This is a genomic window from Streptomyces sp. NPDC060198 (assembly GCF_042728415.1).
In the GTDB taxonomy this organism is placed as follows: Bacteria; Actinomycetota; Actinomycetes; order Streptomycetales; family Streptomycetaceae; genus Streptomyces.
Map to the genome: position 1 here is coordinate 1 of NZ_JBHWZJ010000241.1, position 11,120 is coordinate 11,120.

The window sequence follows — 11,120 nt, forward strand, 5'->3', positions numbered from 1 at the left end:
GAGGAGTTCGGCTTCTCCACGCTGATGATCACTCTCGTCTTCGCGACCTACGCGGTCGGCGTCGTGGTGGCGCTGCTCAGCTGCGGGCACGTGTCGGACGCGATCGGGCGGCGACGCACCCTCCTGCCCGGCCTCGCACTCTCCATGGCCAGCTCGGTGATCTTCCTCGCCGCGTCCGAACTGGCGCTGCTGTTCCCCGCCCGTCTGCTCTCCGGCCTGTCGGCCGGACTCTTCACGGGCACGGCGACGGCGGCCATCGTCGACCTGGCGGGTTCCCGGAGTTCCGAGCGCGCCACGCTGGTGGCCACGGTCACCCAGATGGGCGGCCTCGGCAGCGGTCCCCTGATCGGCGGCCTGCTGGCCGAGTACGCGCCCGCACCCCTGCGGCTGCCCTACGCGCTCGACCTCGGGCTGCTCGTCCTCGCGTTCGCAGCCGTATGGGTCATGCCCGAGCCCGTCGCCGTCACCTCACGCCGACCACGTCCGCGAATCGCCCGGCCCCAGGTCCCCCGGCACATGCGCGGGGTCTTCCTGCGGGCGTCCATCGCGGGCTTCGCCGGATTCGCGGTGCTCGGTCTGTTCACCGCCGTCGTCCCCTCGTTCCTGCGCGAGCTCCTCGACGTGTCCAGCCCGACCGTGGCCGGGGTGGTGATCTGCGCGATCTTCTGCGCCTCGGGGGTCGGACAAGTGGTCCTGGTAGCGGCCTTCGGCCCGCGCTCCCTTCCCGTCGGGTGCGCGGGACTCATCCTCGGCATGCTCCTGCTCACCACAGGGTTCGCCACCGCGTCGTTCGGCCTCCTGCTCGCCGGCGGACTCGCTGCCGGAGCGGGCCAGGGCATGAGCTTTCGCGCGGGCCTCGCCGGCATCAACGCGGTGGCCCCCACCGACCGCAGAGGCGACCTGGCCTCCGTCTACTTCACCGTGCTGTACGTGGCGCTCGCGCTGCCGGTCGTCGGAGTGGGCCTCGCCGCCGACCTGTTCGGGCTGCGCACCGCGGGCATCGCGTTCGGCGTGGGCGTCGCACTGCTCGCCGCCTGGACGCTCTCCGCGGTCCTGCGCGCCGGCTCGGACGCGTGACCCAGGCAAGCGCGCGTCGGGACCGGTCGGATCATCCTGATCCTCCCGGCCCCTGCCCCGCTCTCTCCGGCAGGCGGCCGGCGGGTGATCAGAGGGTGGCGACCCGCAACGCGACGAGGACGGCGGCGATGACGGCGAGGCTGATCGCCGGAGGGGTTCCCTTGAAGTCCTTCACGCGCAGGTGGGTGGCTACAGCTCCGGCGAAGTACAGCGCCAGGCCCGTGGCGGCGGCGATTCCGAGGGGACCCCACCAGAGTCCGACGACGAGACCACCCGCACCGGCTATTTGAACGATCCCGAGAAACGGCAACATGCCGTAGGGCAGGCCGAGCGTGGTCATCTGATCGACCAGCCGCGTCGGGCGGGTGAACTTGGCCCAGGCAGAAGCGAGGAGCACCGCCGTCATGAGTGCGGCGACGACGGCAAGGGTGACGAACATGACGAGACCTCGATCGTTCGGCGGGTGGAGTGATCGTGCCGCAGGCACGTCCACGACGTCGTGACGTCGTGGATCCGTCTCCGACGGCGACTTCCGGGACGCGGAAGGTGCGAGGGAGAAACCGGATCCGGCTTCGCCACCGTCGGAGCGGTCTGCTGCACCTCTTCGACGTTAGACAGCCGACAGTTACCTGGAAGTACCCTTCACCCCGTGAGCCTCCGTCCCGGAACCGTCCTTCCCGCGGACTGCCCCGCCCGCCTGGCCATCGAGACCATCGCCGGCACATGGGCTGTCGTCACGCTCTCTTCGCGCTGAGCGACGGCCCCTGCGCCACGGCGAGCTGGTCGAACTGATCGGAGGCGTCCCGCGCAAGGTACTGACGCAGACACTGCGTCGGCTGGAGGACAGCGGTCCGGTCGAGCGGCGTGCGTACGCCGAAGCGCCTCCACGCGTGGAGTACGGCCTGACCGAGCTCGGACGCACCCTTGAGGAGCCCATCGGGAAGCTGACCGAATGGGCGAGATCCAACGGCGGCGCGATCGTCAGCTTCCGCGAGGCAGCTGAGGTGAAGGACGCCTGAAAGAACCGCCCGCGCGGGAGGCGGTTGATCCCGGGACGGCTCCTCGGCGTCCCACCGGGCCCGTCGGCGGCAATCCGCAGAGCCCTGTGTACGGGGCATTGCATCTTCGTGGCGGAACCCCGGATCCCGTCGACTTCCCCAGGTGCGCAGGGGCAACGTGATCACCGGAAACGATCACTCGGCGCTCCTGCGGCCGGCTCGGAGGAGCGAGGCGCGGGGCATCCGCACGGAGGCTTCGATGCCCACCCCCGCCAGACGCACCCTGCTCAAGTCCGCCGCTCTCGCTGTGGCCGCGTCCCCGCTCACCTGGGGAGCCGCTACCAGCGCCCGGGCCTCCGGCACGCCCGGCGAGGGCGCCGTCGACGCCGACCTGCACTGGCTGGAGAGAGCGACCCCCGCCGCTCACACCGGCCTGACCTGGGGCGTGCCCTGGGCCAGAGGCGTATGGACGGACAAGCGGCAGAAGTTCCGGCTCAGTACCGCCGACGGCACGGATGTCCCCGTGCAGAGCTGGGTCACCGGGTACTGGCCGGACGGCTCGGTGAAATGGACGGCGCACGCCCTCGCACCCGGCGCGAAGACCGCCGGAGCCTACACCTTGACGGCGGGCCGGCCCGCCGAGGCCGAGCGGCGGGTCACCGTGCGCTCCGGTGGGGGCCGGGTCACGGTGGACACCGGCGCGCTCACCGTACGGTTCGCCGCCAAGGGGTCGGACCACGTGGTCGAGGAGATCCGCCGGGGGCCGACGGTCGCGGCGAAGGACGGCAGGCTCGTCGCCCTGCGGCAAGGCAGCCTCCAAGCCGAGGAGCGGGGCGGGGCGGCGTACGAGGAGTTCGCCGGGCGCGTCACCATGATCGAGGTGGAACAGGACGGTCCGGTCAGGGCAGTGGTCCGCGTCGAGGGCGAGCACCGGCGAGGCAAGCGGGGCTGGCTGCCCTTCACCCTGCGGTTCGCGTTCTTCGCCGGAGCCGATTCGTTCCGCCTCGTGCACACCTTCGTCTGGAACGGGGAGCAGCAACCCGCCGAAGAGGAGGGGGACTTCCTCCGCGGCCTGGGGGTGCGCTTCACCGTGCCGCTCTCCGACGCCCCGTACAACCGGCACGTCCGGCTGGCCGACGCGGCCGGGGGCCTGCTCAGCGAGGCCGTCCAGGGCGTGACCGGGCTGCGCCGCGATCCGGGGGCGGCCGTGCGCGCCGCCCAGATCGCGGGGGAGGCGACGCCGGACGTCGGCACCTGGGACACCAGGGTCGCCGAACGGCTGGCGTACATCCCGCAATGGGGCGACTACACGCTGACCCAGCCGACCGCCGACGGTTACCAGGTCCGCAAGCGGACCAGCGCCGGCCACGGCTGGATACGCGCCGGAGCGGGCACCCGCGCCGGCGGACTCGGCTACGTCGGCGGAGCCACCGGCGGCGGACTCTCCTTCGGGCTCAGGGACTTCTGGCAGCGCCACCCCGTCCAGCTGGACATCAGGAACGCGCAGAGCGAAGCCGCCGACATCACCCTGTGGCTCTACTCGCCCGAAGCCGAGCCCCTGGACTTGCGCTTCTACCACGACGGCCTCGGCCAAGACACCTACGAGGAACAGTCCGACGGCGGACTGGAGATCACCTACGAGGACTACGAGCCCGGCTTCGGCACGCCCTACGGCATCGCCCGCACCAGCGAACTCTTCTTCTGGGCCAACGCCTCCACCCCGACGCCGAAACCCTCGCCGCCCAGGCCGCCGCGGTCGCCGCACCACCGCTGCTCACCGCGACCCCCGAACGCCTGCACTCCGCGGGAGTCTTCGGCGACTGGGCACCGGTGGACCGCACCGACCCCGCCCGCGCCACCCTGGAGAACCACCTCGACCAGCTCTTCGCCTACTACCGGGACCAGCGCGAACAGCAGCGCTGGTACGGGTTCTGGGACTACGGCGACGTCCAGCACACCTACGACAACGACCGGCACGTCTGGCGGTACGACATCGGGGGATACGCCTGGGACAACTCAGAGCTGGGGACGGACCTCTGGCTCTGGTACCACTTCCTGCGCACCGGCAGCGCCGAGGCGTTCCGGTTCGCCGAGGCGATGACCCGCCACACCGGCGAGGTGGACGTCTACCATCTCGGGAAGTGGGCCGGGCTCGGAACCCGCCACGGTGTCCAGCACTACTCGGACAGCGCGAAGCAGGCCCGTATCTCCACCGCCGCCAACCGCCGCTTCCTGTACTTCCTCACCGGCGACGAGCGGACCGGCGACCTGCTGAGCGAACTCGTGGACGTGGAGCTGACGTTCCTCGAAACCGATCCGCAGCGCAAGGTACGCACCGACGGGTACGAGCCAGGCGACCGGCACGCGCTCTCGATCGGTTTCGGGACCGACTGGGGCGCGATCTCGGCGGGCTGGCTGACCGAGTGGGAGCGCCGCGGCCCGCGCGCCGAGCAGGCGAAGCGGAAACTCCTCAACTCCCTGCGCACGATCGCGGCCCAGCCGAACGGCTTCTTCACCGGCGCCGGGCTGATGGACGCCGACACCGGCGCGTTCGCCGTCACCACCGACACCGCCGTCAGCGTCTCGCACCTCAACGCCGTCTTCGGGCTCGCCGAAACCAACAGCGAGTTGGTGTCCCTGATCGGCGACGAGATCCCCGAATTCGCCGAGGCCTGGCTGAACTACACCCGCTACTACAACGGGACGACGGCGGAGAAGACCGCGCTCACCGGATCCACGTGGAAGTCCGCGCTGCCTGCCGCGCACTCCCGCCTCACCGCGTACGCCGCCGCACGCACCGGCGACGGCCGGCTCGCCACCAGGGCCTGGAACGAGTTCTTCACCGGCTCGGACACCTACTTCCCGTCCAACGTATGGGAACCGGTGACCGTCCGCGTCCCCGCCGTGCTGCGCGAGACCGACGAGATCCCCTGGATCTCCACCAACTCCTCGGCGCAGTGGGCCCTTGCGGCCATCCAGAACCTGGCCCTGATCGGCGCCGGTATTCCCTCCGCCTGACCCGGCCCAGCCCACGTCCAGCCCCGTCCCCAGCACCGCGAGGAGCATTCCCATGACCACCACCCGCAGGGCGTTCGCCGCCCTGGCAGCCGGAACCGCACTCTCCGCCGCCCTGCCCGGCACCGCCCAGGCCCGTGTCCGGGACCCGGCGCCGAAGGGGCGTGAGGGCGCCTTGCTGGCCCGCGACGACTTCCGACACGGCCTGGACCAGTGGACCGTCGAACTGGAGAACGGCGGCAGCGTCACCGCACGCCGCGGCATCCTGGACATCGACACCCCGGCCGGTGCCACCGTCTGGTTCCGCCGACGCCTCAGCGGTCCGTACGCGCTGACCTACACCGCCACGGCGGTCTCGGCCGGCGGCGCCAACGACCGCGTCTCCGACCTCAACAACTTCTGGAACGCCACCGACACGCGCTCCCCGCGCGACGTCTTCGCCACCCGCCGCGACGGCACCCTCGCCGACTACGACCGGCTGACCACCTACTACGCGGGCTACGGCGCCAACTCCAACACGACCACCCGGCTGCGCCGTTACGTCGGCGAGGCCGGAGTGCGCCCGCTCGTGTACGACTACACCGAGCCGCTGCTCACGCCGAACCGGCCCAACCACGTGCGCATCGAGTCGGACGGCTCGGCGGTCCGTTGGTGGAACAACGGAACGCTGGTCTTCGACTACGTGGACCCGGAGCCCTACACGGCGGGCCACTTCGCCTTCCGCACGACCTGGAGCCACTTCCGGATCAGCGACTTCGAGGTGCGGCGGGCCCGCTGACGGCCCTCTCGGCGACGAGGGTCCGGAGCGGCGGTACCCGCCCGCCCCGGACCCTTGCGGGACAGTCTTCGTCCTACTCCGGCGCGTACGCCTCCACTTCGAGGATCCGCGAGTAGTCGGCGCTGTTGGAGGCGTGGACGAACACCCGGGCCGCGTCCGCGGTGACCGGGTCGAAAGTGGTGACGATCCGGTCGAGGGTGTTGCCCCGGTAGGACCCGACGGTCAGCCACTCACCGCCGGAACGCACCTGGACGTCGAAGTTCTTGATGCCCTGGAGCGCCGCCGGGCGGGCCGGGGTGCCGTACGTGACGGTCTCGATCCGTCCCAGCTCGACCGGCTCGGGCCACTCGACCGCGAGCCAGTCGGGGAAGACCCCCTTGTCGGCGTCGTTCCAGCCGTAGCCGGAACCCCAGTGGAGGTAGTCGCTGTCACCGTCCACCGCGGCGCAGGTCGTGAAGTTCCCGTGGGTCGAGGAAGCGGTCACCTTCCTGCCGTAAGCCAGGTCGACGCCCGGTCCTGGCAGGGGCGGGGCCTGGACGGTGAGCGGGACCACGACGCGCTGCCTGCCCGAGACCGCGGTCAGGTCGTAGGTGCCCGACGGCGTGCCCGGAGGCACCCGTACCCCCACCGAGCGTGTCACCGGCCGGTCGGGGTCGGCGGCCGGCAGATAGGTCGAGAACACCTGGTCCGAGAGGGTGATCGGTGCCTCGGCGGTCAGTGTCGCGTCGGCGAAGAGGGACGTCGTGCCGGTGTTGGTCATCGAGACGCTGAACTTGGTCGGCAGACAGGGTAGTTCGGACCCGGTGAGGCTTGCCGGCGAGGCCGAGAGCACCACGGGGTCCGTGGTCGACTTGACGGAGGGACGCCCGGTGGCCGGTGTCCCGGCAGCCGGCCGGGAGTCGGCGCGGGCCTCGTGGGCCGAGCCGCCCATGGTGAGGGTGCTCGCGGTGACGGCGACGAGGGCGACGGCGGTGACCGTGCGGACGCTCTTCACAGCTGTCTTCATGGCTCGCTCCTCAGGCCTGCTGGACGGCGGGGACGCCGTCCTCGACGGCCAGGACGGTCCGGCTGCTCACCGTGCCGTCCGGTACGGTGACCCGGTCGCAGACACGGTGGTCGGCCAGCCAGAGATCCGGGGTGATCTCGCAACTGACGTAACCGCGCTGGAAGTTGCCGAACTTCATGTGCGGGTTCTCGGCGAGGAGCGCCTGCCCCGTGGCGTCGAGGTCCTGCCCGTCCAGTCCGGACGTGATCGACGTGCCCACGAACTCGGTCGCCACCGCACGGGAGTCCGGGTCGTGGAAGTCGAGCGCCAGATCGCTCGCGACGCTGCGGTGCAGGTCGCCGGCGAGGCTGACGACGTTGCGGACCCCGCGGTCCGAGATGCCGCCGAGCAGCCGGTCGCGGGAGGCGCTGTACCCGTCCCAGGTGTCCATCGGCACGGCCACGTCCGGCCCGTACGTCGTATCGAGCAGGGTGATGGCAGTCTGGTGTCCGAGGACGTTCCAGCGGGCCCGCGAACCGCTGAGCCCGTCGAGCAGCCAGCGCTCCTGCGGGAAGCCGAGGATGGAACGCGCCGGGTCGGCGGTCGCGGCGTTCGGCGCCTTGGTACCGTCCCCGTTCGCCTGGTCGTCGCGGTACTGGCGGGTGTCGAGCATCGAGAACTCGGCGAGGCGGCCGTAGGAGAGCCGCCGGTACAACTGCATGTCAGGACCCTCGGGGAACTGCGGGGCGCGCAGCGGCATGTTCTCCCAGTACGCCCGGAACCCGTTGGCCCGGCGGATCAGGAAGTCGTCCGGACCGGTGCCGTCGGCGGCGAGGTTCGCCCAGTTGTTGACGACCTCGTGGTCGTCGAAGACCACGATCCACGGGGCGGAGTGGTGGGCGGCCTGGAGATCAGGGTCGAGCTTGTAATAGGCGTACCGCTGCCGGTAGTCGTCCAGGGTCACCGTCTGGCGGGTGTTGTGCTCGTCACCGTCTCCCGGGCGCACACCCCGGTCGATGCCGAACTCGTAGATGTAGTCCCCCAGGAACAGCACCACGTCGTGGCGGCGCGCCGCGAGGTCGCGATGGGCGGTGAACCAGCCCTCCCAGATGGCCTGGCAGGAAGCGAAGGCCAAGGAGAGGCGAGGCAGCAGTTGATGGGCGGCGGGTGCCGTCTTCGTACGCCCCACCGGACTGATGAACCCGCCGCAGCGGAACCGGTAGAAGTACTCGCGCCACGGCTGAAGGCCGCGGACGTCGACATGGGCGGTGTGGTTGAACTCCGGGGTCAGCTGGGCCGTGCCGCGCCGTACGATCCTGCGGAACCGCTCGTCGGAGGCTACCTCCCACTGCACGGGGTAGGTCCGCCGGTCCATTCCACTGAACGGGGCGAGGGGGTCGGGAGCCAGCCGGGTCCACAGGACTACCCCGTCGGGCAGCGGGTCACCCGAGGCGACACCCAGGGTGAAGGGATCGTCCTTGAGCCGGGCGGCTGGAGCGGCGGCGGCCTCACCCGCACTGGGCAGGGCACCGGAGAGAGCGAGGGCGGCAGCGGCGGCGGTGACGGTGACGAACCGTCGGCGTGTGGCTGCCGTGAGCGCCGGAGGTGGAGCGAGTCTGGAAGTCACCTCTCCACCACAACCGGGCGCCGTGAACACGGGGCGTCTCCCGGGAGACCGTCGACGGGCGATGAGCCGACTCCTTATTGTCAGGGACTCGACACGGGGGCGGGTCGCGCCCCGAGGAACGCCCCGGCAAGCCCCGGTCTGCGGACCGTCGGCCCTCGTGAACTATATGAACGCGCCGGTGCGCCCCGGCGAAGGACGCACCCGACGCGCCGTCATCTCTGCCCGGTTCCACGGGACCGTCCGGTACCGGACGCACGGGACACTTCCGTGCACCGTCGGCCTCGCGTCGGACCTCTCCGGACGCATGGACCGAGCGTCCCGGCCGAAGCCTGTCTGACGATTGATCACCTGGCGGGCGACTTCTGCTTCCTGCTCGTGGAACAGGGTGTCTCCGAGAAGTCCGCCCAGCCCAACTTGCCTCAGTTGTCGTCGAGTGTGCTCAGCGCACGCGCGAGGGCCTCGCCGTGTTCGTAGGAGCCACGAAGCAACGTCGCCCGTGATGAACCCTTGCGCGGTCGCTCCGCGTGCAGTTCGAGCTCGATTCCCATGACCCTCCGACGATTGCTGCACCACACCTTCGCAGGGATCATTCGTCAGAACGGACTCCGGTGGCGAAGGCTGTGGGGGAACGCGGCCCGTCAGGCGCCTTCGGCCTGTCAGGATTGCCCCTCACAGGGGGCTTACCTTCTCGTGCCTCTACCTTTACGGTCTTCGACCATGATCGTCGGATCGGTGGTGCCGCGGTCGATTCCGGCGGTTGGGGTCCGGGAGACGAGCGGGTGGGCGACGAGGGCAGGATTCGAACCTGCGTCCACCCGGGATCAGAGCCGGGCGCTCCTCCGCAGAGCTTCCTCGTCGCCACCGCGATCATTGTTCGGGGTGCCGTGTGGGTCAACTGATTTCAGGGGCGGACGGGCGCGGGGACTGCCGCTGGTCACGTCCACTCCTGAGCGGCAGCACGCTTTCCCTTGCCGGAGAAGACTCCTGCCGAACGGAGAGCGCTCGCCATGAGCGGGTCGGCGAGGGCGACTCCGTGGACCAGCTCGGGTGTCCGTCGGAAGCCGACGACCTCGGCCGTCGGCTTGGGGGCCGTCCAGGCACCGGCTATCGGGTCCACGCCATGCCGGGCGCACACTTCTTCGACGAGCGAACGCGGGCATTCCCTTGCACCCCGGAGCACCTCCCAGGGCAGAGGAAGGTCCGCCCAGACATAGGTGTCCGGGTGCAGCCCGCCGCCGCTCATACGGTGCCAGTACGCCACGTCGGCCGCCATCAGGCGGGGCACCTTGCCAGGACAAATGCGATCCAGGATCTCGTCCCGCCCGAGCTCGGTCAGCAGCGCGAACCAGTGAGCCCGGGCCGTGTTCCAGGCCTGTGCGGCCTGGTTCCACGTCGACGAGTCGTCGCCACGGCGCACGATCATCGTGTCGCGCTCCAGCGGATGTCGGTTCCAGGCGTCCTCGAGCATGCCGGCGATCTGGCGCAGGAAGCCGTTCCACCGAACCAGCAGTTGGGTGAGTTCCCGGTCGGACATGTGGGCCAGCACTTCAACCGTGGGGTGCACATGCGCCACCGCGTACCAACAGGTCCGCCCGGGATGATTCCTCAGGCGTTGGTACAGAGCTCCGGCGACCTCGTCGTGGACCTGACGCTGCCGACCGTTGGTGAAGGCGCTGCGCATGTAGCCGCGGGCCGTGGTGTAGGCGATGAAGGCCGCCGTGTCCAGGTCCGTGGCGAACAGCTCGTACGGCAGGACGTGAGCGAGGGCACCCTTGCCGGTGATGGTCACTTCGCGTCGACGCTGCTCGTGGACGAGCCGGGCCAGTTTGGCTTCCATCCGGCGCAGCAGCCGGAAACGCTTGTTGTACTGGCGCTTGGAGATCTCTCCGAGGCCCGCCGCCGTGCGGTCGGTCCGATCGAGGCGGTCCAAGCCGAAATCGTTCTGCCCGTACGAGCGGCCGATCTCCTCACCCGCTCGCCGGATCACCGCTTCGATCTGAGCCGGATCGTCGCCGGCGCTGTCCGGCAGGTCCGGCACGCTTACGAACAGGTCGGCCGCCCGGGAGAGTTGGCGCTGTGCGCCCACCGGACGGGCGAACTCCTCGCGCATGGAGGTATAGCCGTGCCAGAGGTTGCGCAGCGAGTGCTCAGCAGCCTTGGCGAGTACCGCCTCGGTCGCTGGGTCGAGGTCGGTTCCCCGGGCGGCGTACAGATCCTGAATGAGCCGGGCCGTATCTTCCGGACGCTTGCGGAGGGTGAGCGAGGCGTGCAGTTCACGGAGGAGCTGTTCGAACGAGGGCGACGGCATGAGTCTCACGCTGTCATCACCGGGGCCGGGGTCTCCACTGCTTATCCGCACGCCGAAGTCACGGAGCGGGCTCCGGTAGCGCAGGTCGGTGCGTACCCCTCGACAGCCGGAATTCGAACTCCGTGCTGCCTCGCTGTTCGCCGGTGCTCGCGCCCAGGAATACGACAGCTCCGGACCAAGTGCCCCGCACCAATGGGCACTGCCCGGAAAAGCACTCCTCGGAAAAGGCTCTCCGGCGATTCCTGGCGGGTGCGCGACGTCAGCTCCGACAGGCGGGCGGCCCCCCCCCCGCGCCCGGGGCCGCCGCCCCGTACCGCTCCCTCGTACCGCTC

7 protein-coding genes, 1 tRNA gene and 2 pseudogenes are annotated in these 11,120 nt (G+C 70.4%); 4 read left to right on the forward strand and 6 right to left on the reverse strand.

Features of this window, described 5'->3' with window-relative positions; all coding sequences use genetic code 11:
• Nucleotides 1-1,077: MFS transporter (locus tag ACFWEP_RS24555; RefSeq protein WP_387372930.1), on the forward strand; the 1,077-nt coding region annotated here is incomplete at its 5' end.
• An 88-nt stretch (nucleotides 1,078-1,165) separates the two neighbouring features.
• Here ACFWEP_RS24555 and ACFWEP_RS24560 read toward each other — a convergent pair.
• On the reverse strand, nucleotides 1,166-1,516 hold the full coding sequence (locus ACFWEP_RS24560) for a DoxX family protein (RefSeq protein ID WP_387372932.1): 351 nt from the start codon (nucleotides 1,514-1,516) through the stop codon (nucleotides 1,166-1,168).
• A 210-nt stretch (nucleotides 1,517-1,726) separates the two neighbouring features.
• Here ACFWEP_RS24560 and ACFWEP_RS24565 point away from each other — a divergent pair.
• The 3 genes and pseudogenes from ACFWEP_RS24565 (at nucleotide 1,727) to ACFWEP_RS24575 (ending at nucleotide 5,868) form a co-directional block, all read left to right on the forward strand.
• Nucleotides 1,727-2,096 (forward strand): annotated as a pseudogene (locus ACFWEP_RS24565) (winged helix-turn-helix transcriptional regulator).
• A gap of 238 nt (nucleotides 2,097-2,334) precedes the next feature.
• Nucleotides 2,335-5,093 (forward strand): annotated as a pseudogene (locus ACFWEP_RS24570) (Tat pathway signal sequence domain protein).
• A gap of 52 nt (nucleotides 5,094-5,145) precedes the next feature.
• Entirely contained in the window at nucleotides 5,146-5,868 is a 723-nt protein-coding gene (locus ACFWEP_RS24575; RefSeq protein WP_387372934.1) for a DUF6250 domain-containing protein, read from the forward strand.
• 73 nt (nucleotides 5,869-5,941) lie between these two features.
• On the opposite strand, the gene ACFWEP_RS24580 is transcribed toward ACFWEP_RS24575, so the two are convergent.
• The 5 genes from ACFWEP_RS24580 to ACFWEP_RS24600 form a co-directional block, all read right to left on the reverse strand.
• Entirely contained in the window at nucleotides 5,942-6,874 is a 933-nt protein-coding gene (locus ACFWEP_RS24580; protein WP_387372936.1) for a discoidin domain-containing protein, read from the reverse strand.
• 10 nt (nucleotides 6,875-6,884) lie between these two features.
• The gene (locus ACFWEP_RS24585; RefSeq protein WP_387372937.1) at nucleotides 6,885-8,480 is read right to left on the reverse strand and encodes an alkaline phosphatase D family protein; all 1,596 of its coding nucleotides are present in this window, start codon (nucleotides 8,478-8,480) and stop codon (nucleotides 6,885-6,887) included.
• A gap of 419 nt (nucleotides 8,481-8,899) precedes the next feature.
• The gene (locus tag ACFWEP_RS24590) at nucleotides 8,900-9,028 is read right to left on the reverse strand and encodes a hypothetical protein (protein ID WP_387372938.1); all 129 of its coding nucleotides are present in this window, start codon (nucleotides 9,026-9,028) and stop codon (nucleotides 8,900-8,902) included.
• A 236-nt stretch (nucleotides 9,029-9,264) separates the two neighbouring features.
• Nucleotides 9,265-9,337, reverse strand: a tRNA-Gln gene (locus tag ACFWEP_RS24595).
• A 77-nt stretch (nucleotides 9,338-9,414) separates the two neighbouring features.
• A complete protein-coding gene (locus ACFWEP_RS24600; protein ID WP_387372940.1) occupies nucleotides 9,415-10,788 on the reverse strand; it encodes a hypothetical protein in 1,374 nt (457 codons plus the stop codon).
• Between the last annotated feature and the right edge of the window lie 332 nt (nucleotides 10,789-11,120).

Bases quoted from the DNA above. Each gene is read 5' to 3' on its own strand.
- ACFWEP_RS24580 (WP_387372936.1), bottom strand. From the start codon at position 6,874: ATGAAGACAGCTGTGAAGAGCGTCCGCACGGTCACCGCCGTCGCCCTC.
- ACFWEP_RS24600 (WP_387372940.1), bottom strand. From the start codon at position 10,788: ATGCCGTCGCCCTCGTTCGAACAGCTCCTCCGTGAACTGCACGCCTCG.
- ACFWEP_RS24575 (WP_387372934.1), top strand. From the start codon at position 5,146: ATGACCACCACCCGCAGGGCGTTCGCCGCCCTGGCAGCCGGAACCGCA.
- ACFWEP_RS24560 (WP_387372932.1), bottom strand. From the start codon at position 1,516: ATGTTCGTCACCCTTGCCGTCGTCGCCGCACTCATGACGGCGGTGCTC.
- ACFWEP_RS24590 (WP_387372938.1), bottom strand. From the start codon at position 9,028: ATGGGAATCGAGCTCGAACTGCACGCGGAGCGACCGCGCAAGGGTTCA.